Annotated in this window: 13 protein-coding genes, 1 pseudogene and 1 riboswitch; of the genes and pseudogenes, 2 read left to right on the forward strand and 12 right to left on the reverse strand. The window is 43.0% G+C overall.

Annotation, left to right across the window (positions count from 1 at the left end):
• Position 1: 1 nt before the first annotated feature.
• A riboswitch (cyclic di-AMP (ydaO/yuaA leader) is annotated at positions 2-218 on the reverse strand.
• Between the two features lie 133 nt (positions 219-351).
• From DFR58_RS10480 to DFR58_RS10515, 8 genes are all read right to left on the reverse strand, one after another.
• Positions 352-879 (reverse strand): GNAT family N-acetyltransferase, encoded by a 528-nt coding sequence (locus tag DFR58_RS10480; RefSeq protein WP_114297797.1) that lies wholly within the window; start codon positions 877-879, stop codon positions 352-354.
• Positions 880-1,075: 196 nt separating this feature from the next.
• The gene (locus tag DFR58_RS10485) at positions 1,076-1,681 is read right to left on the reverse strand and encodes a pentapeptide repeat-containing protein (RefSeq protein WP_114297798.1); all 606 of its coding nucleotides are present in this window, start codon (positions 1,679-1,681) and stop codon (positions 1,076-1,078) included.
• Positions 1,682-1,705: 24 nt separating this feature from the next.
• Positions 1,706-3,403 carry an arginine--tRNA ligase gene (gene argS / locus DFR58_RS10490; protein WP_207659215.1) on the reverse strand — a complete coding sequence of 566 codons (1,698 nt, stop codon included), beginning with the start codon at positions 3,401-3,403 and terminating at the stop codon, positions 1,706-1,708.
• 338 nt (positions 3,404-3,741) lie between these two features.
• A complete protein-coding gene (gene yihA, locus DFR58_RS10495) occupies positions 3,742-4,332 on the reverse strand; it encodes a ribosome biogenesis GTP-binding protein YihA/YsxC (protein ID WP_114297799.1) in 591 nt (196 codons plus the stop codon).
• Between the two features lie 23 nt (positions 4,333-4,355).
• Positions 4,356-5,651 carry a hemolysin family protein gene (locus DFR58_RS10500; protein ID WP_114297800.1) on the reverse strand — a complete coding sequence of 432 codons (1,296 nt, stop codon included), beginning with the start codon at positions 5,649-5,651 and terminating at the stop codon, positions 4,356-4,358.
• Between the two features lie 375 nt (positions 5,652-6,026).
• The gene (locus tag DFR58_RS10505; protein WP_114297801.1) at positions 6,027-7,862 is read right to left on the reverse strand and encodes an S-layer homology domain-containing protein; all 1,836 of its coding nucleotides are present in this window, start codon (positions 7,860-7,862) and stop codon (positions 6,027-6,029) included.
• Between the two features lie 53 nt (positions 7,863-7,915).
• Positions 7,916-9,604 carry a family 10 glycosylhydrolase gene (locus DFR58_RS10510; protein ID WP_114297802.1) on the reverse strand — a complete coding sequence of 563 codons (1,689 nt, stop codon included), beginning with the start codon at positions 9,602-9,604 and terminating at the stop codon, positions 7,916-7,918.
• A gap of 83 nt (positions 9,605-9,687) precedes the next feature.
• Positions 9,688-15,228, reverse strand: coding sequence for a phosphodiester glycosidase family protein (locus tag DFR58_RS10515; RefSeq protein ID WP_207659213.1), 5,541 nt, complete (start codon positions 15,226-15,228; stop codon positions 9,688-9,690).
• A 520-nt stretch (positions 15,229-15,748) separates the two neighbouring features.
• Here DFR58_RS10515 and DFR58_RS10520 point away from each other — a divergent pair.
• The gene (locus tag DFR58_RS10520) at positions 15,749-16,159 is read left to right on the forward strand and encodes a PilZ domain-containing protein (RefSeq protein ID WP_170138120.1); all 411 of its coding nucleotides are present in this window, start codon (positions 15,749-15,751) and stop codon (positions 16,157-16,159) included.
• Positions 16,160-16,251: 92 nt separating this feature from the next.
• On the opposite strand, the gene DFR58_RS10525 is transcribed toward DFR58_RS10520, so the two are convergent.
• A complete protein-coding gene (locus DFR58_RS10525; RefSeq protein WP_114297805.1) occupies positions 16,252-17,211 on the reverse strand; it encodes an acetylxylan esterase in 960 nt (319 codons plus the stop codon).
• 214 nt (positions 17,212-17,425) lie between these two features.
• Here DFR58_RS10525 and ychF point away from each other — a divergent pair, with 214 nt between their 5' ends.
• Positions 17,426-18,520, forward strand: coding sequence for a redox-regulated ATPase YchF (gene ychF / locus DFR58_RS10530; protein ID WP_114297806.1), 1,095 nt, complete (start codon positions 17,426-17,428; stop codon positions 18,518-18,520).
• Between the two features lie 123 nt (positions 18,521-18,643).
• Here ychF and DFR58_RS10535 read toward each other — a convergent pair whose 3' ends face one another.
• From DFR58_RS10535 to DFR58_RS10545, 3 genes and pseudogenes are all read right to left on the reverse strand, one after another.
• The gene (locus tag DFR58_RS10535; protein WP_114297815.1) at positions 18,644-19,090 is read right to left on the reverse strand and encodes a chemotaxis protein CheW; all 447 of its coding nucleotides are present in this window, start codon (positions 19,088-19,090) and stop codon (positions 18,644-18,646) included.
• 106 nt (positions 19,091-19,196) lie between these two features.
• Positions 19,197-20,687, reverse strand: a complete 1,491-nt coding sequence (locus DFR58_RS10540) for a methyl-accepting chemotaxis protein (protein ID WP_114297807.1) — start codon at positions 20,685-20,687, stop codon at positions 19,197-19,199.
• A gap of 163 nt (positions 20,688-20,850) precedes the next feature.
• A pseudogene (locus DFR58_RS10545) lies at positions 20,851-21,132 on the reverse strand (sigma-70 family RNA polymerase sigma factor); the annotation flags it as partial.
• Positions 21,133-21,225 lie beyond the last annotated feature (93 nt).

The raw sequence follows: 21,225 nt of genomic DNA on the forward strand, positions 1-21,225 counted from the left end.
GTCCTCCTCCTATTTTTGGCTTCCGAAGTTAGCTGCCGGGTTCGGGTAATAGGACCCACCCCTACCATACGGAAAACAGTATCCAAGCACAGAAAGAAATGCTTAAGCTTTAATCTCTCATATAATTCGATCACCGTTAATCCGCACAGATTAACCCCACTTATTCGGTTCCTCCGTACCCCTTCCTTATTTGGAAGAAGATTCAGCCTATTGAATTGGTTTTTTATGCACACCGATATTATACCCTTCCAAAACTGGTTTGTCAAACCCAATATTGGAATACCATATAATACCTCGTGTTGAACTCATACGTCCTCATTGCCTTGTTTCCAAGCTATATATTAATGTATCTTATTGAATGCTTTTGTACATCACGACTGCATTATGGCTTTTGTTATTCAGCCGTATATGGTTTTCAATTTTTCTTAAGGGCTTGAATTTCTGCTTTTCCCAAAATGTTATCCCGCTTAAGTTTTCTTCGATAACCGCAAGATATGCACGGCGTATATTTTTTTCCTCTTTAAGGTGCTTTAAGAGCAATTCCAATGCAATACTGCCATAACCCCTCCTCTGGAACCGCCGGTCTATAACAATCGAGCTTATCCACACAGCAGGTCTGTCCTTGTACTGAACTCTGCCCTTCATTATTCCAATCATTCTGTCGTGCTCCTTGCTGAATATTCCCACAAAGAACTCATTGCCGCAAACAGCAACCTCGGCATATTTTCCGACCAGTGCCTGAAGCGTCATGGGTGTGTCAATGCCCGTTGCAAACTTAAATTCCTCCACATTATTGTACCATTTAAGAATTTCTTTCAGATCCCGTATATTTATGTCCTTAAAATATACTATGCTGTTTTCTATATTTAGTGAATACATTTATCCTCCGCCGCTGCCAAAGCAGCCTTTTATCCCCTGTATAAAGCATCCTCCTGAAATTATATATTCGTTATTGAAGGCCCTTAATCCTCTTATTGCTCTTAACAATTACCCCAACTTTTTTTGCGTAATAAAAAAAACCTCCTGCTATTTCTTAGAAGAGGATTTTTTCATTTGCTTTTTTATCTCAAGCTCTTTATTCAATTACCGCGCCATACGAGCATACTATGATTGCCGCCTGCATAACATCAAGCCGCACTCCCTTTAACTCTATATTCCTGAAATCTATACCGTTAATTATAGCGTCCCGCAAATCAGCTCCCTGCATATTTGAGTATGCCAAAACGGCACCGCTCAAATCAGCCCCCCGGAAAACAGCCTTTTGAAGATTGCATTTATACAGATCCGCCTTAATAAGCTTCACCCTGCCGAAGTTAACCCCCTTCAGGCTGTTCAGCCTGAGGCTGGTATATGACCAATCACCTTCTGTAACAGTTATACCAAGCATATTGGCCTCTGTAAAGCTAGAGCCCTGCATTTTGCACTGGTTAAATGCGGCACTGAATAAATTTGCATACTCAAACTGGCAGTTTGTAAAGGCAGAATTTTCATGCAAGGATGCATTAAAGCGTCCCGCTCTGAAATTACAGCCCGAAAAGCAGCAATGCCTGGTCATGCTGCTTTCCATATTGGCACTCAGGAATGAGCATCCTTCAAACCTACAGCCCGTCAATTCCTTTCCATACAAATTTATTTCATTAAAATTTTCATCAGTATATGTCCGTCCATTTTCTATTTCCATTTTAAAGCCCTTCTCATCTTGTCGCTATACCCTTTCAGGCGCATCAATGCCTATCAGTCTTAACCCGTTTGCAAGAGTAATTCCTGAAGCCGCCACAAGAGCAAGCCTTGCAGCCTGAAGCTCATGGTCCTCCACAAGCACCGGAAGCTCATGGTAGAAGCGGTTGAAATCCTGTGCAAGATCCACGAGGTACCTTGTAACAATAGAAGGCTCCAGCTCCTCCATAGCCTGGGAAACTATGCCGGGAAAGCTGTAGAGCGTTTTTACCAGCCTGTATTCTTCCTTTGCAGTAAGCAGTCCCGCGTTAAAGCTCCCCGTAAGCTCCATACCGGATTTTTTTATAAGGCTGCACGTTCTTGCATGGGTATATTGAACGTATGGACCCGTTTCTCCGTCAAAATTCAATACCTCTTCCCATGAGAAGGAAACATCCTTTATGCGGTTGCTGCTTAAGTCACTGAATATAACCGCACCAACCCCAATCTGGCGCGCAACCTTTTCCTTATCCTTAAGTCCCGGATTTTTTGCCTCAATAACCTCGGTAGTCTTTTTTATTGCCTCCGACAGTATTTCCTCAAGCAGAACAACCTTTCCCTTCCTTGTGGAAAGCTTTTCTCCTCCAAGGCTTACAATACCAAAAGGCACATGCGTAAGATTGCCGCTCCATGAATAGCCCATAAGCTCCATAACCTTAAACCACTGCTGGAAATGCAGGCTTTGAGCGGCACCTGTAACATATATGCATTTTTCAAAAGCATAGGTGTTTTTTCTGTAAATGGCAGCAGTTATATCCCTCGTAGCATATAACGTGCTTCCATCCTTTTTAAGAATGATGCAGGGCGGCATACCGTACTGCTCAAGCTCAATAATCCGGGCGCCCTGACTCTCCTTCAGCAGTTCCTTTGTCTCAAGCTCATCAATGACGGCCTGCATTTTATCATTGTAAAAGCTTTCGCCTGCGTATGAATCAAAGCTGACCCCCAGCACATCATAAACCCGTTGAAACTCCTCCATGCTTATGTCCTTAAACCATTGCCACAGTCTCAGCGCCTCACTGTCTCCCCGCTCCATTTTTACAAACCATTCCCGCGCCTCATCGTCAAGCTCAGGGTTCAGTTCAGCCTCCTCATGGAATTTAACATACAACGACATAAGCTCCTTTATCTGCCCCTGTTTAACCCTCTCTTGATCCCCCCACCTTTTATATGCAACAATAAGCTTTCCGAACTGCGTACCCCAGTCTCCAAGATGATTTACACCCACACATTTATACCCGCTGAAGCTGAAAATCTTATATAATGAATTGCCTATTACCGTTGAACGAAGGTGTCCCACATGAAACGGCTTTGCTATATTAGGAGCAGAAAAGTCAATGACCACTGTTTTTCCGTCCCCCGAGCTGCTTGAGCCATACCTGTCGTTTGCCGCAAGAACATCTTCGACAACGCTGCAGATAAATTCTTTCTTGTTAACGAAAAAATTCAGGTATCCCGACAAAGACTCTACCTTGTCTATATACTGCGACTTAATGAATTTTCCCGACAGCTCCTCTGCTATTGCGGCAGGAGCCTTCTTCAGCGTCTTGCTGAGCTTAAAGCACGGCAGAGCCACATCTCCCATATCGTCATTAGGAGGAATCTCCAGCATATTGTATATTTGCTCCATATCCATAGACTCAATTAAAGAACTCAGACCCTCTGCAATTACAGTTTTTATGTTCAGCATAAAAGCACTCCTTTTAACCTTCTTAACTCTATTTTTAAAGCCGGGGCCGTCAGACTGTGTGAAAACCCTAAAATTGTTTGGAAAATTGCAGCTTGCCACCGCTGCGGCATCATGGGGTACGGTTCTTCTGCTTTCCTTTCAGTCCTACGCTGCGCTACGGAAGCATAAGAATCCGTCCCCAAGATTCCTCCGCTGTTTTTCTGCAAGGACAAAGCTTTACAATTTCATTCAAAATAGTTTTCACACAGCCTGACGTTGCCGTATGCCCGGCATTATTTTGTACGGCTTTTCAATTAGAATATAATAACATATATTCATCAGGCTTTTCAAGCTTATTATTCTTCCTCCACATATTCGTCAATTGCCTCCCATAGTGCCTCCCTGCCCTGCCTTGTCTCGGAGGAATAAGGAAATACCTTTATGCCCTCTGCTGCATTTAAAGCCTTTCTGATGTCAGAAAGCCTCGGATTAACCGCTGAACGTGTTATCTTATCGATCTTGGTAGCCACCACCATATGCGGCACATTGTTTGCAACAAGCCAGTCGTACATCTGCTTATCATCCGCCGACGGCTCATGCCTTACATCGACAAGCAGAATTATCACCTTGAGCTGGTGACGCGTCAAAAGATAGGTTTCTATTATATTCCCCCACGAGGATTTTTTCTGTTTGGAAACGCTGGCATATCCATACCCGGGCAAATCCACAAAAAACAGCTTTTCATTAACGTTGTAAAAGTTAATCTCTCTGGTTTTTCCGGGTGTACCGCTGATTCTTGCAAGCTTTTTCCTGTTTAAAAGAGAATTGATTATTGAGGATTTTCCCACGTTGGATCTCCCAACAAAGGCAATTTCGGGCAAATTGCTCTGAGGATATTGCGCAGGACTTACAGCCGTTATTTCAAACCTTGCATCTTTTACTATCACTTAAATTCCCCTCTTCATATATTTTATACCGCTCTGCACACCTTTACTCTGGCTATTTTCTTCTCTTCAATTTCATCTACTCTGAATACCAGCCCGTTAAATTCAATATCTGGACTTTCTCCTTTTTGGGGTATTCTCCCTAGCTGGCCTATTACAAAGCCGCTTAAAGTATCATAGTCATCGACAGGCAAATCAACCTTAAGGAAATCCCGTACTGTGTCGAGGCTGGCAGATCCGTTTATCATAAATGTATTTTCATCAAGCTTTTCAATGTCCTTCTCCTCCTCGTCATATTCGTCAAAAATATTTCCCACTATTTCCTCAATCAAATCATCAATAGTAACTATTCCCGCAGTTCCTCCGTATTCGTCTATTGCTATAGCCATATGCGTTTTGGTTCTTTGAAGGTCCTGAAATAAATCATCTATTCTCTTGGAGGCAGGAATAAAATACGGCTTGCGTATAATATCCCTTATAACAAAATCTCTTTCTTGATTCTCTAAAAGCTGTATCAAATCCTTTACATGCATTGTTCCTATGATGTTGTCTATATTGCCCTCGTACACAGGTATTCTTGTGTATTTTTCATTCTTAACAAGGCTTACAACATCATTAAGGGTTGCTTCTACGTCCACTGCCGCAATGTGTGTTCTGTGAGTCATAATATCGGAGACAATTTTGTTGTCAAACTCAAATACATTGTTAATCATCTCCTTTTCGCTTTCGTCTATAGCTCCTCTTTCCTCGCCGACATCAACCATCATCCTTATTTCCTCCTCCGTAACCTCTTGTTCGTCAGCATTGGGGTCAACTCCGAAAAGCCTTACAAAGAAGTTTGTAGACAGTGTTAAAAGCTTCACAAACGGCGACGATACCTTAAGAAGCATACTCAAAGGTCCTGCGACAAACATTGATATGGATTCAGCTTTTTTCATAGCAACTCTTTTAGGCACCAGCTCCCCTAAAACAAGGGTGAAATATGACAATATGACAGTTACAATAAACACCGAGGCAGTTTTCAGCCATGCCTCAGGAACAGATATTCCCGTCATCAATATCAGTCTTACAATAGGGTCTGCGAAGCTGTCCGCAGCAAAAGCGCTTGCCAAAAATCCGGCAAGAGTAATTCCTATCTGAATGGTTGCAAGAAACCGGCTAGGCTCGCTTAAAAGCTTTTTAAGCAGCACAGCCTTTTTGTTGCCCTCCTCAGCCATCATTTTTATTTTATTATCATTCAGTGATATAAGCGCGATCTCGGAAGCCGCAAAAAAGGCATTAATTATTATGAGTATTATCAAAACCAAAACTTCAGTAAACAAATCCTTTTAATCCTCCCTTATATTTAAAGCTCAAAGCAAATAAAAAAAGACATGGAAAAACCACAGGATACGGTTTTACAGTCTTCTATAAAAGCTTGCAACAAAAATGCTTTTTGCTCTAAGCAGTAACAGGGACAATATACTGTCACCTGTATCCTCAGGATTGTCCTCCATTTTGCTTCCCACCCCCACAGACTTTTGATTATAATTTACTATATTGCCCGCACTAATGTCAAGTGAAGTGTTAAATGAATATAGTGTAAGGATATAATGCTTATATTTACCTCAAAATTTAAATATAAACCTGTTTTAAGGCGGTATTTACAGGAAAACAGCGATTACCGATGTTTTCCTGTAATATTCCTGAACGAACCGCTATATAAGGTCAGACTTCTTTAAAAGCCTTTCAACAATTATCGCTACCTCACAACGTGTTATTTTGTCTTCCGGCGCAATAAGCTTTCCGATTTTACCGTTTATAATACCCGTCTTTATGCACGCCGCTATAGATTCTCTGGCCCACGCCGCCGTGTCCTCCATATCCTTATACTCATTAAGCAAATCTTCAGCCTCTCCTGCTTTCAGATCCGCACTTAGGCCTGTAATACTCATAGCTCTGGATAAAATAATCATAGCCTGCCCTCTGGTTATTTTATCCTCGGGACCGAATTTCCCATTCCCATAGCCCCCGATTATACCGTATTCACATGCCGTATTAATATAGCCGGCATACCACTGGGTTTCCTTTACGTCATTGAAGATATTTTCTCCCTGCTTGGGCTCAAGCCCCAACGCTCTTATCATAACTGCCGCAAATTCAGCTCTGGTAATGCTATCTGAGGGGTTAAATATTCCGTTCTCATTTTCAACCATTATAAGTCTTGCTCCCATATTGTTCACAGCGCTCTTTGCCCAATGGTTCTTTACATCCTTAAACTCATAAGGGTTCCAAACCGCTGAATATATGCTGTTCGTAAGGCTTGAAATTTTGGCATAGTACCTTCCGTCAATAAAGACAACCTTTGTCGGAACATGCCTTATAGTACCATTGGCGCCAACCACAACGCCGGTTGTTATTTTATGGGGGTCAGTACCCTCAGGTATTGCAAGCAGCCTTTCTACATATGTATTAAACCTCTCTGTCACCACAGTTTTATCCTCGAATGTTGCCTTAACTATAAAGCTTATAGGCGGAACGGTAACTGTAAGTCCGTCCTTTTTTGCGGAATCCTTAAGAAGCCTGCCTCCCTGTTCTAAATCCTTTGATATTTCTATATGAACTTTAATCTCCTGCATTCTTTTATTATTGCCTATTGCGTTTGCCAGCTCATCAATATTGATTTCCGAAACCGGCAGGTTATATACGGCATCTCCTGTGTCTATTTTCAATATTGTCTCTCTGAGCTCCATAAGCTTTGCCATGTCTCCATAAAATTCCGTAATAACTGTACCTGAGCCTGTTCTGACGGGAATAGCTATTACAGCCTTGCTTTTGACATTTTGAAGCTTTTCCTTAAGCTTTTCAGACTCGAGAGTGACTGTTGCAACTGTTTTCCCCCCGTCTTCTCTTGTTGACATTACGGCAAAGCTCTCTTGACTCTCTCCGTCAATAATAATTTCCATACTGCCATCCCTTTCAGGAGCAGGAGTGCCGGCAGCCGGAGTTTCCGGTTTCCCGCCGCTTGGGGTTTGCCCTTGTGTGCTGCCCTTCTTCACAATATTTATAATTGAATTCCGGGAATCTGTCGGTATCTGTTCCAAAGCATCATTGCATGCAAAAACATAGTCCGCCTTAACTACAGTCTGTCCTATGGCCGCGGCATCCTTAACCTTAAACCTCATGGAGAATAAAGTTATTCCGCCCTTTGCTTCGATCCCTTTTGATGCGGCAGCCGAAAATTTCAAATAGGATTTTTCTTTAATTACATTACTGTCATATGTGAATTTGTTTAAAGCCTCTCCTATGGTTATGTCCTTATTTTCTATGTCAAGGATTTTGCTGTCATACGCTATAGTGCACTGTATTCCCGCAATTCCCTCAGGGTTGTCTAAAATTACATTTACCGTAATCGAATCTCCGGGATACGAGCTGCCCCCCGTCAGTGTAACAACCCTGCTTTCCTGCGCGGACGCCAAAATTCCACTGCATAATATTGCTGCAAATAAGAGCATCCCAAGTAATATTTTTTTATTTTTAATTAAGCTATACATAATTTATCTCCTTGAAAAACATAATGATTTGCTGATCTCTCAATGCTTAATCCCTAATGCTTAATATCTATAGAATAATCTAAAATTAATTTTACGTCCGCAGTATTAATCCCGTTTGAATTATTATAGTCCCCCGCAGACTTTTGCTGGAAGTCCAATTTAACCAATCCCGCAGTATATTGAAGCAGCAGCAGTGCATCCTTGTGGTCTAAAGCCCCATCTCTTGTTACATCCCCTGCTGCTATAGCCGTATTGCATCCATTATCCCCAAATACGCCTATCCCTTGGGCTTCCTTATTTTTAGGAGTTATTTTAACTCTTATGTCTTTACCTAAGTACTCTTTTTTTACCAGCAGTGTTCTTGACTGTTCTCCTTGAAGCAGCTTATAGTCAGCACTTTTTTTATCAGCTATATACCACTCAAATACCGTGTTCTCTTCAGGCCTGTTCAAAGGGTCGGAATAGATGTATGAAGCTGTCAGCAGATGTCCCTCCACAGCTTCTCCCGAAAAGGCGGCACCCGAAACCGAAGGTATTCCGTATGTTCCGTTCAGCAGCCTTACCAGAGAATTCAGTTCATGATTATCCCTCAAGTAGTTGTATGTATACATGCTGTAGCCGCTTACATTATTTGTATTTCTATTGATATTTACCTGCCTCTCAATTTCGGAAACCCCGTACCAAGGGCTTGTAATGTCTGTATTGCCTGCCTTGTATGCTGCCTGTCCTATATAAAGCTTTACATTTGTACCCTGTGCCACATCGGCCCACCAGTCCACCAGCTTTGCATAGTCTGCCGCCACATAGCCTATATTCCAGTATATCTGAGGCAAAATATAATCCAGATATCCTTTTTTTACCCAGCCTCTGGTATCCGCATACCCCTTGTAATAGGTCTGGCTTCCGTTTGTATCGCTTCCCAGAGAATTTGAAGACTTATTTGCCCAAATCCCTCCGGGGCTTACACCGAAGCTCAGTCCCTTGTCTTTTTCATGAACCTTTCCGTAAATCCCGCTAATCAATAAGTCATTGTTGTTTCTTCTCCAATCGCCTATATCTGTAAATCCGCTGCCATACTTCGCAAAGGCATCCTCATCATTAAAATCCCCTTCGGGGTAAAAGTAATCATCCATATGTATACCATCTACATCATAATTATCAATAATTTCTTTTATCCCATCAATTATTAATTGTCTGGCTTCAGACTCGCCCGGATTGAAATATATCCTCCCGTCGGTGTGTGTAACAGTTAGTCCGGGCTGCAATAATGCAGGGCTGCTTTTATGCAGAAGACTGTTATCTGCAGGCGATGCCGTCACTCTATAGGGATTTACCCATGCATGAAGCTCAATACCTCTCTTATGCGCCTCATCCACAAAAAAAGCAAGAGGGTCAAAGCCGTTATCCGGCGACTTGCCCTGTACCCCTGTAAGGTACTTCGACCAAGGGAAAATTTTAGATTTGTAAAAAGCATCCCCGCTTGGTCTTACCTGAAGAAACACAGCATTAAAACCCATATCCTTAGCATCGTCCAGCAGCTTTAATGCATCAGCTCTTAAAGCTTGGTCATCTGCCGTATAGCCGGATGAGGGGTAATCAATAGCATAAACCGTTGCTACCCACATGCCCCGGAACTCCTGCTGTGCGTATACTGCTAAAGCAGGGCTGCACACATTAATTACCGGAAATGCTAATAAAACCGTTAGTATTATTCTGTTAATAATTCTTTTACGCTCAGTCATTGACCCACCTCAACTAAAAAGTGCGCGGGCGAGGGCTTTATAATACAGTTCCTCACCCGTCACATATATTAATTCTTTATTATTTAATCTTGAGACACACTTAAAACAGCCTTAAGCATATAAATTACATCCTGAACATTTACCTGGCCATCGCTGTTAATATCTGCCGCAGCAGTCTGCTGCCGGTTCAGCACAACCTTTTCCACAGTGCTCTGGAGTATGTGCAGCGCATCCTTGTAGTCAACCTTACCGTCCATCAGGACATCACCCCGAACAATAACGGTATTTCTTGAGTTATCTCCCTGTACAGGCTGCCCTGAGGCTTTTGCATTTCTGACTGTCACCTCAACTCTGATATCTTTTCCTGCATACTCAGGCTTGACAAGCAATGTATTTCCCGTCTCATTTTCGATAGGCTCAAAAGAGTTCTTTCCAGTCTCTGAAATAAGCCACCTGAACGAGGTTCCTTCCTCAGGAACAGATTTTGCGTCTCTATAGGTATATTTTGCCGTCAAGGTTTGTCCGACAACAGCTTCTCCCGTAAAGGAAACATCAAGAGCTTCCGGTATTGAGGCTTCTCCGGGAATTACCAGCACACTTCCGTCCTGCCTAAATACAGCCAGATCCTCTTTATCGGTGTTGCAAGCCTCGGCACTTAATATGCTTATAGGCAATTCCATCTGGGTATCTATATCGCTATTTACATCAAAGGTTATTCTGGCTGCTTCCAATTGCTGCTTTGTAATGCCCTCAGAGCTTAAAACAGCAAAATATATCTCTCCGGGTATATCGGCATTTACAGCGCTGACCTCCATCTCTTCTGAAAATTCTATTTTTTTATAGGTCAGCTTTGAAGAATCATAGCCCAGCTTAATTCTAGCACCCCCGAAATCTTCAAGATCCGTAAGCTTAACTCCCACCTCCACGCTTCCTCCTGAAGATGCAGTAGCATGGCCTGCCTCTACCGTTATACCTTTTTCGATTGTAAATGAATCCACCTCTGTTCCGTCAGGTCTTAACGCTTTAATAGTGATTGAGTCTTTACCTGCACTTCCCGTTATATAGATAGGTTTTTCTTCATTTGCAAACACTGCAAAGGTGCCGTCATTTACTCCCTTATAGTACTTTATCCCTGTAGAGCCCGCAATAATGTAAGTAGTTCCCGGACGGCTTTCTTTGCCGCCCTTTAGCTGCAGGGTTCTCCCGTACGAATGGTCATGTCCTGAGAATACCAAGTCAATTCCAAGCTCGTCCATAACAGCAGGCAGCACTTCCTTGAAGAGTCCGTTTCCGCCTTCAGGGTTTGAGTAGTATACAGGCTGGTGGGTTACAAGCATCTTCCACTTCTTGTCTGTCTTTGCAATGTCTGCCCTCAGCCATTCCAGTTGAGCCTCCAGCAAGTCCCGATCCGTAGTAAAGCTTATAACGGCGGCATATACATTCCCATACTCCGTCGAATAGCAAGCTCCAAGGTTTTCTGCAGGACCGTTTAATGGAGTATTATAGTATGTTCTTGCAATAAATCCGTCCTCATCTCCCATATACTCATGATTTCCCAATACCGCTATTAAATCGGCATCGGAGGAACCGGCATAGGACTCAAGTGCGCCGGACACTGCATCCAACTGGTTAAATCTGCTGGCATCGTCTATAATGTCTCCCACATGCATTGAAAAATCGTAATTTATCCCTGTATTCTCAAGTGCGTCAAGTACAGAAAGCAGATTGGCAGTATCGGATGTCTGGGTGTCACCAAGCACAAAGAAGTTTGTATCGGCTCCATCCTGAGCTGTGCTGAACTCTCTTACATCAGACCAGCTTACCCCGTCACCCACCCTGAACGAATACACCGCGCCTGCAGTCAGTCCTTTTGCAACGGCACTGTTAAGCCTTACAATACCATTGCTGTTTATATCGCTTTCTCCGGCAAAGCTTGCTTCATTAAATTTACCGGTGACATTTGCAAATGCAGCCTCTCCCTGAGCTTCATAGTCAGACTTCAGAGCTATCTGCATAATTGCGGCATTCTGGGAGGTCAAAGGATTGGACATCCATGTTATATTCTTACTGGTTGAGGAATTTTCAACGGCAACCGCAAGAATATTGCTGGGGATGTTATCCTTAAAAGGCTTAAAAGACTGAGTGCTTACAGTGAAGGAAATCAGTCCGTCCTTCTCCGCATATACCTCTATTCCCTTTACAGCGTCTGTCATTGCCGTACCGGCTGCAATTCCATCCGGGCCGGTTACCCCAAGATCAAGCACAGTGCCTCCCGTTCTCACTTTCACTGCCGCTCCCTCTACAGGATTCCCGCTTCTGTCTTTTACCAGCACCCTGCCTTCTCTTCCTACTAATGCATCCTTTATTTCCACGGTATAATCAGCCGTAATGTCCACGCTTTCAGGCATTGCACCGAAGGATGCCCCATAGCTTCCCTTATCCGAATTGTATTTTATATCACTGTACTCCAGACTGTAGTTCAGCTTCTGTGACGGAAGGGTAGCAGCAGGAACGCTTATGTTGGCAGTTGCCAGTATCTCCTCAGAGGTATTCACAGAGCTGTTGCTGATGTTTAATGTAAGTATTCCTTTTTTATTATCGTACTGGCTTGTGCTGCCGGAATCTCCGGGACCGAAATCCACACTTTGCACCGGAAAATCCTTTCCGATTTTAATTTTGGCAATAACCTCTTTTATGTCCGCGGGATTATTTGTTTTTATATTTATTTTATATATCCCTCCCAGAGGTGCGCCCTCCGTGTTTGGAGAATCCATTGAAACAGTTGTGCCTGTTCCTGTATTTATAGTAAAATAAGCGGTTTTCTTAGTTTCATTCCCGAAGTTGTCCTGTACAACAACATCTGCTCTATGCAGACCGTCGGGAAGACTGAAGCCGGATATCGAAACGGTATTTAGACCCTTATTAAGCGCGTATATTCCCTCTGCATGAGTATAGTCCTTTCCGTCAACATACATGTTAATCCTGTCATAGTTCATGCCGGTGGCATATTTATCCGACAGATCCTCAGTAAAGGTGGTGCTGATATTTACAGCGCTTGTAGTGTAAGTCTTTCCGTCAACATTTATATCGTTGATTATGGGATTGAACATATCGTCAACACTTGCACCGTATACCATACGCACATTATCTATGTAAACCTCACCCTTTGTCATTGGCCCTACTGTTCCGGATTTAGTAGACATCATCCTGATCATCTGATTGGGGTATGTCTTAAATGGACCCTGATATGTTGAAGGAATATTTGCCTGTACATACTTCCATCCCGTCCAGTCAATGCCCGGAACGTTTGCGGTAAAGTCTATGGGCTTATACTGTCCTCCGGCATCATACAGGTACATCCTGAGCCAGTATCCCCTCGCCTCCTCAGTAGCATAAATCCATGCTCCTATTGCTGTCGGCGCCCCCGGGATATCCTTGCTTGTGCCAGGTCCTGCGTAAGCTCCCAGCGTTGTACCCGTCTGGGCTGTAGTCAAATCAAAGTTAATCTTAAGAGACTTGTCCCCAAAGCGAACAGGCTCGCCGCTTGCATAGTCAACAGCTTCAATAGAGACCTTCTCGCCTCTTCCCGCTGATCCTGGCTTCCAATCGCTCACACCATCCTCAAAGTCATATAATATTACAGGAAGCTGTCCTACCTTGACATCCAATTGGGCTGTAATGCCCGTTGCTGCAAGCGATGCGGTTATTATTCCCGAAACGCTTCCATCCAAAGAGGTATGGAATATATTATTGGAATCCATAACACCCATTCCATCCGGTATATTCCATACAATATCTCCATCCTTAAGCACAACATCTCTTCCCTTGTACCTTGCCATAAATCCAAGATCACTGGAAATATCAAACTCCAGACTAAGCTCCGTCTGTACGAAGTAAATATCGTCCGGGACAGCAATTTCAACAAAGGTGGAGCCTACAACCTCCCCTCCTGCCGCAAGCCCTGAGTTGCTTATATCCATGTTCTGCGCGGAGGTATCGCCGTCTTGCGGAATAAAGATATCCTCCGTATGTCCGTCACCCGTTTCTTCAGGTGTACCCGTATCGTCTATATCTGCTTCATTTGTTCCCTCGGGTGACTCTTCCTTCACTCCGTCTGCTTCATCCGTTCCCTCGGGTACCTCTGAATTCACTCCATCTGCTTCATCCGTTCCCTCGGGTGACTCTGCATTCGCTCCGTCTGCTTCATCCGTTCCCTCAGGTGACTCTGAATTCACTCCGTCTGCTTCATCCGTTCCCTCGGGTGACTCTATATTCACTCCGTCTGCTTCATCCGTTCCCTCGGGTGACTCTGCATTCGCTCCGTCTGCTTCATCCGTTCCCTCGGGTACCTCTGCATTCGCTCCGTCTGCTTCATCCGTTCCCTCGGGTACCTCTGCATTCGCTCCGTCTGCTTCATCCGTTCCCTCGGGCACCTCTGCATTCACTCCGTCCTTATCATTTGTCTCTTCCCCTGCATCGCCCTCTGTCATCATATTAGCAGAGCCGGCTCCCGCTTCTTCATAGACCAATTGAACCTCTACCTGTCCCTCCTTTCCGTTGGAAATAAATTCTCCCGTCTCGGAATTGAGTGTGCCAAAGCTGTCATCCGACAGTCTCCAGCTTAAGCCGCTCTCGGGGAGAACAGCGGAGGCTCCCGATGAATCCATACCCTTTGCGCTAAAGCTTATCGTTGAGTTTGGTGTATAGGTCCTATCAAAAGGCTCAATAACTGCTGAAGCAAATTGATGATTAGCAGGAGTATCAGACACAACCAGAAAAGAGTTTGCAACCACCCTTTCAATTCCATCCGAAGGCCTATTCTTATAAACCAGCCCGTCTGTCCCCTGCTCCCTTGCAACAAAAGTGGCAGAGCCTCCGCCATCAAGATTTAGTGCCTCTACACACCCCAAATCCTTCATAAGCTGCGCCAGCTCCGTATATGTATATCCAGCAGAATAAGGCTCCTGCCTGCCGTCAGATATTATAAATATTACAGCCCCATTTTCTTTAATACCTACTGCACTCCTTGGGTGTATTTCAGGATTGGCTGCAAGAGCCTCAATTACATTTCCGTTGTCAACCAGCTTGCGCTGACCCCCAAGTGCTTCCTGGAGCTCCTCCCTATTGGCCTGATATTCATCATAATCTCCAATAACAGGAGTGCCGTCTTTTTTTATGCCGAAAAAGCTCCAGTTTGAGGGAAGAGCTTTTATCTCCGAACCATTTTTTACAAAGCATCCCAGTGGCTCACCTGTAGCCATATTATAAAAATCGGCGTTAACGCCTGCCACTACCTGTTTACCGTTGGCTATGGCATAGCTTGCCTGCTCCCTTACCGTAGACATTCCGTATTCTGTTCCATCCTTGTATGAACCTGTTACTATAGACGTATTTGGACTGTTTTTGAGATCAACCTCAATAATAAAATTTTCCACTCTTTTTCCGATGCTGTTCAGCAGAGTAATCCTTCTCTCCTGAACTCCCGGTGCCACAGGCAGCGTGCTGTCATTTATAAGCCCTGTCATCATTGAAGAACTGAAATCCAGATTCCCCAATGCCTGTGCCACCGGAGATGCAAATCCAATGCACTGCATAATAATTAATAGTACGGATAATGATTTCAATACGTGTTTTTTAACTGCTTTCACTTTAATCCAAGCCTCCTCCGACCTTATGTATATTTTAGTTTTTGAAAACACTGCATAGTAATTGAACTTAAAACACCCCCATTAGAGATTCGCTATAATCACAAAATATGCAGCATATTAAATTGTATTTTAAAATAATTATTAAAGATGAGTACTTTACGTAAACTTCTTGTAAGATTTTTTTTCAAAATAATGTATTTAGGCTTATTATAGAATAATTTTAACTGGTTTTTAGCCTTTTTATTTTGGGAATATATTTATCATAATTCATAATTTATATGCAAAAGCTAATTATTAACAAAGTGTAAACTCGTGGTTTTAGCCACCACGATATATTGACAAGGGCTCTACACTCATGGTATGCTGGTGTAACATAACAAAGATTGTTTCTAATGGTTTAGTGAGTAAATTTTATTACAGACAATTTGGTGCCTTTAGTCCTTTATATAATAAATTTTTATATAATAAATTTTGCAATGAATGGAGGGATTTTCAGATGAGAAGAATACGACACTATCAAAGGTATGAAGCCACGGGAAAGGGTACTGTAAAACACAGCAATACGCATGGGACAGACTTCACAATTAAGAATATCTCTGCTTCAGGTATTAAGCTGTTCACAGCCGTAAAGCTTGATGCGAATTCTGTTATTTTAATGGATATTCATATACACGGAACTGTTTCGTCATTTTCAAAGCAGGTTAAAGGGAAAATATTACGAAGACAAAAGCATCATAACAGCTATTTTTATGCCATACATTTTATAGACCTGTCCCATCAGGAAATAATTGAGCTGGATGAATATCTAAGGCTTAATTTTGGAAATTCCCTGCTTCATCATTCGCCTTATGAAATTGAGCATGAGGAATATGCAATAAAACAGTTGATGAGAGATGAATCTTTGTAGTATTTTTGATACCTTCCCCCTTACAGCATTAAGGCTGCAAGGGGGGATTTTTATTCTGCTTCAGGGCTTTAAGCTGCCTTGAGCCTGTAGAATTACAGACCCAGCATAAATTCATAAGTGCTGTCCCCGAATCCCGGAATCCACTCATGCCCGAAATCAGGGTAAATAATCATACTCTTGGGAGCGGTAATCTTATTGTATGCCGCAAATTGGGTGGACGGAGGACATATTCTGTCCATAAGCCCTACTGCCATAACAACCTCTCCTTTTATGCGCTTTGCAATATGCTGGTTATCTATATACCCCAATTTTGTAAATACCTCATTTTCAGTTTTGTGGACAGGATCAAAAAGCCTGAAATAGTCCCTCAGCTCCGCATATGCATCAGCCGCAAGATCCATTTCCCACACCCTTTGGTAATCACACAGGAAAGGGTATATGGGCGCAAGCCTTTTAATGCGAGGCTCTAAAGCAGCACAGGCAAGGGTAAGCCCTCCCCCCTGTGAACCACCCATAGCTCCTACTCTTTCTTCATCGACCTCCGGCATATCCATAACAATGGATGCCAGTTGGGCGGCATCCAGAAAAACATGCCTGAAAAGCATATTTTTCGGGCAATCATTAAGACCTCTTATAATATGTCCATGCAGGGTGTTTCCCTTAACACCGCCGACATCCTGTGAAAGCCCCCCCTGTCCGCGGCAGTCCATAGCGGCTACCGAAAACCCTGCGGCAACATAGCCGAGCTTGTCCGCCCAGTCCCCTGAGCTGACTGAGTAGCCATGAAACTGGACTACTGCGGGGTGCGGGCCGGAATTATTCTTAGGCCTTAAATATTTGGCATGTATTCTTGCCCCTCTAACACCTGTAAAATAGAGGTGATAGCATTCTGCAAACGGGACTTGAAATGCAGCCGGTATAAGCTCGACCGATGGCTCCACAGACCTCATCTCAGCCAGCGCCGAGTCCCAAAATTTATCGATATCCTCCGGGCATGGGTTTATTCCCTCATATTTCTTCAGTTCCTCCAAAGGCAAGTCCAATATTGGCATAAATTAACCTCCTTTTCAGCTTGGGTTAAAAATATAACTTTACTTTTAATAGCAATAAAAGTATATTCTATATCCCGCTCCTAAATCCTTCTTAACCATAAACCGCAGTCTATAATTATTTTTATTGCATTGCCAATTCATATAATATATAATTTTGAATTGTTAAAAATAAGACTGCTTGATGTAATGTAAGATGAAAGGAAAGATGACATAGATGAGATTAGGTATTGTAGGACTTCCGAACGTAGGTAAAAGTACGCTGTTCAATGCCATTACAAAGGCCGGAGCCGAATGTGCAAATTATCCCTTCTGTACTATAGAGCCAAATGTCGGCATAGTTGCGGTTCCTGATGAGAGGCTTGACATGCTGACTAAGATGTACAGCCCTGAAAAAACAACCCCCACCACCGTAGAATTTGTAGACATTGCAGGGCTTGTGAGGGGCGCAAGCAAGGGTGAGGGTCTGGGCAACAAGTTTTTATCCCATATACGTGAGGTTGACGCAATTGTGCATGTTGTGCGCTGCTTCGAGGATGGAAACATAGTCCATGTAGACGGCTCGATAGGCCCTGCCAGAGACATAGAAACAATTAATCTTGAGCTTGTTTTTGCGGATTTGGACGCAATAGAAAAAAGGATCGATAAAACCAGGAAAATGCTTAAATCAGGCGACAAAAAATATCAGTTGGAGCTGGAGTTTTATGAGAGCATAAGGCAAACCCTTGAAAATGGCAGCCCGGTCAGATCCATGAATTTGACCGCGGAGGAGCAGGCAGCCGTTGAGCAGTTGTTTTTACTTACATCCAAGCCTGTCCTGTACGCCGCTAATGTTTCGGAGGATGATCTTCAGTCGGGCGGGAATAATTCTTTTGTTGCCGAGCTCAAAGCCCTCGCAGAAAAGGAAGGCTCTGAGGTAATGGTGATTTGTGCCAAGATAGAGGAGGAAATTGCACAGCTTGAGGAGTCTGAAAAGCAGGATTTCCTGTCGGAGCTGGGGCTGTCCGAATCGGGACTTGACAGGCTTATAAAGTCAAGCTATAAGCTTTTGGGCCTGATAAGCTACCTCACTGCCGGACCACAAGAGGTAAGGGCGTGGACCATTACAAAGGGTACAAAAGCCCCTCAGGCTGCCGGAAAGATCCACAGTGACTTTGAAAGAGGATTTATACGTGCTGAAATTGTTGCGTATAGTGATCTGATGCAGTGCGGAGCCTATTCTGCCGCAAGAGAAAAGGGCTTGGTACGGTCGGAGGGCAAGGAATATATCATGCAGGACGGAGATGTAACCTTATTCAGATTTAATGTATAGAGGTTCTTATATCACCTTTTAGGCACCGTGCTTCAATATTATAAATTCCTTTTGAGTGTTTTATGATATTGAAGCACGAGGGCTCTGCAATAAAGCTCAATAAGCCCGGAGCTATAAATTTTGTCAGCTTTTTAAGGTCTGAAGCTCATTGCGATCCAAAATACTGCTTAAATCCAGTATGGAAATTATCTTTTCTCCTTTTTTTCCCACACTCTTAAGGTATTTGTTTCCCGCCTGTCTCAATATATCCGGCAATACCTCTATTTCTTCCTCCTCAAGCTTCATCAGCTCATATACGTCGTTTACAATATATCCTATAAACTGCCCGTCAACCTCGGAGATTAGCACCTTGGTTTTTTTTGTAATCTCAGTGTCACCTAAGCTAAATCTTTTATTAAGGTTAATAATAGGCACCACATTTCCTCTTAAATTTACCACTCCATCCACAAACTCCGGCATTTGAGGCATTTTTGTGACTTCCTGGTACTTTATAATCTGTTTAATCTGCAAGGTATCGGCTCCACACAGGTCATTATTAAGACTGAACACAACTATCTGCAGCTCAGACATATTTTCACCCCCTTTGAAAAAGTAAGCAAAAAAAACCCTTTGCTTAATATAAATATGATACCATACTGCCTTATTTCTTTGCAAACATTTGTGCATGGGGTATTTCCTAGTCGCAGCATTCTTTAAAATTGCTAAAAAGATTTGTGCCTTCCTTATTCTTAGCAGCAACCTCTGCGGCAACAGCCTCAAGATAGCCGAATATTTCCGTTGAAAGCTTATGCGCCGCATTGAAATATTCTTTGGCTCTTTCCTGCTGCTTATCCTTTACCGCCTTAATCGCCATTTCTCCAGCTTCATGAAGCTCTCGATGAACTTTATCTATGGCCGACCAGTTTTGTGCAATAGAGGGATGCTTTACTCTTACCGCGTGATAAAAATGCCCGAACGCACACTTGCTTCCGTTGATTTGCAGAGGATATACCCTCTTTTCATCCACTATTCTTTTTAATGTTGCCATCCATTCCCTATGGGACTTTTCAGCCTTTACTATATTATCCAAAAATTCCTGATTAGTCATAGAATTCTTGCCGCAGCTCAGTGCCTGCATGAAGTCCCTTACAATTGCCGAGAGCACGTCATCAACCCGCGCTATCTGGCGCGCATATTCCGAGCTTGTTAATGCGTCCTGGTGAATAACCTGAGTCATGCGGCTAAGCTCTTCAGCATCTCTGCTTGATGAATCCATTGCTTGGTTTATTTCATCTGCCGATGTCCTTATCCCCACAATAGAGTCATTTATAAAGTGTACATCCCTGATTGTGGCTTTAAGCATGTCAACATTCTTATTCATAGTATCGGTTATAATGTCTATTTTATTGCTCATTTTTTCCGTTGACGTTATGGTATTATCCATGCTCTGCTTGCCGCTTGCGGATGCGTTCTGGATATTGCTTACGAATGTCCTCATGCCCTCGAGGCTCTTTTTTGTATCATCGGCGAGCTTTCGTATCTCCTGAGCTACAACACCAAAGCCCCTCCCGTTCTCTCCCGCCCTTGCCGCTTCTATGGATGCGTTAAGCGCAAGCAGGTTTGTCTGCTCGGCAATATCCCCCACTCCCTCTACAATATCGCTGACCTTGCCCGCCATTTCAACAAGCTGATCAATCTGAAGTCCCATAACCCTTGCATCCTCCATTACGTTTTCCTTAAGCTCATTTATATCCTTAAGCTCCGTCAGACTTTCATTATTGCTTCGTACAAGATCTTCGGAAGCGGCAGACAATTGCTTCAGTGTTTCAGAAGCATCTGCTATGGTGTCATTTACCTGGCTCATTCCGGCAGTTGTTTGCTCAACAATAGCCAGATTGGACTCGCTTAACGCCGCCATCTCCTTTGAAAAGTCAATTAATTGATACGAGATATGAGACATATTCACGTCAAAATTGCTGAGATCGGCAGTAATATCAAGCAATTCTCTTGCAGACTTTGCCATTTTTGCTTCATTGGAAAAAAATCTTTTGAAATTTGCCAGAAGAGCTTTATGTATGGGATAATTCACCTGTGGCTCTGAATCTTCCTTCCCGTCCATAACACCCTCTACATATTTAACAATGCACTCACTTTCATGACAAGGCTTTCTTTTAAATAGCCGGATCATTCCTCGATTCCCCCTTCACTTTTTCAGTATAATTTTGTTATTTATATAAGAACAATAAATAATTACCCCAAAACCCACTGTATAATCATATAACAGGGTTTTTAATGCAATATTAAAGACAGGTAAATTTGCCTTTGTTTTATATAATAAAAAAAGCTGCCATTCACTGACAGCTTTCAGGCTTTAATTCCTTACTTAATTTTTTGATTGCTTTCTTCTCTATTCTTGATACATACGATCTTGATATTCCAAGCATTTTCGCTATTTCCCTCTGTGTTTTGCTGCTGCCGTTCAGCAGTCCGTACCTCAGCTCAAGCACAGTCTTTTCACGCCTTTTCAGTACCGCACGCATTTTGTTATACAGACGCTTTACCTGCATTTTAAGCTCCACTTCCTCAATGACCGACTCCGATTCATTTCCCATAACATCTATCAGCGTTATTTCAATAACATCATCATGTTGTACGTAAGTAAAAGGCCCGAATAACCTCCGGGCCTTTCGTCTTGCCTTACTTAAATTTGCACTTGTTTACGCTTA

Source organism: Anaerobacterium chartisolvens (genome assembly GCF_003337415.1).
Lineage (GTDB): Bacteria > Bacillota > Clostridia > Acetivibrionales > DSM-27016 > Anaerobacterium > Anaerobacterium chartisolvens.

Coding starts and splice junctions, on each gene's coding strand:
- DFR58_RS10480 (WP_114297797.1), bottom strand. CDS start 879: ATGTATTCACTAAATATAGAAAACAGCATAGTATATTTTAAGGACATA.
- DFR58_RS10520 (WP_170138120.1), top strand. CDS start 15,749: ATGAGAAGAATACGACACTATCAAAGGTATGAAGCCACGGGAAAGGGT.
- DFR58_RS10535 (WP_114297815.1), bottom strand. CDS start 19,090: ATGTCTGAGCTGCAGATAGTTGTGTTCAGTCTTAATAATGACCTGTGT.
- ychF (WP_114297806.1), top strand. CDS start 17,426: ATGAGATTAGGTATTGTAGGACTTCCGAACGTAGGTAAAAGTACGCTG.
- DFR58_RS10510 (WP_114297802.1), bottom strand. CDS start 9,604: ATGACTGAGCGTAAAAGAATTATTAACAGAATAATACTAACGGTTTTA.
- DFR58_RS10540 (WP_114297807.1), bottom strand. CDS start 20,687: ATGATCCGGCTATTTAAAAGAAAGCCTTGTCATGAAAGTGAGTGCATT.
- DFR58_RS10525 (WP_114297805.1), bottom strand. CDS start 17,211: ATGCCAATATTGGACTTGCCTTTGGAGGAACTGAAGAAATATGAGGGA.
- DFR58_RS10485 (WP_114297798.1), bottom strand. CDS start 1,681: ATGGAAATAGAAAATGGACGGACATATACTGATGAAAATTTTAATGAA.
- DFR58_RS10505 (WP_114297801.1), bottom strand. CDS start 7,862: ATGTATAGCTTAATTAAAAATAAAAAAATATTACTTGGGATGCTCTTA.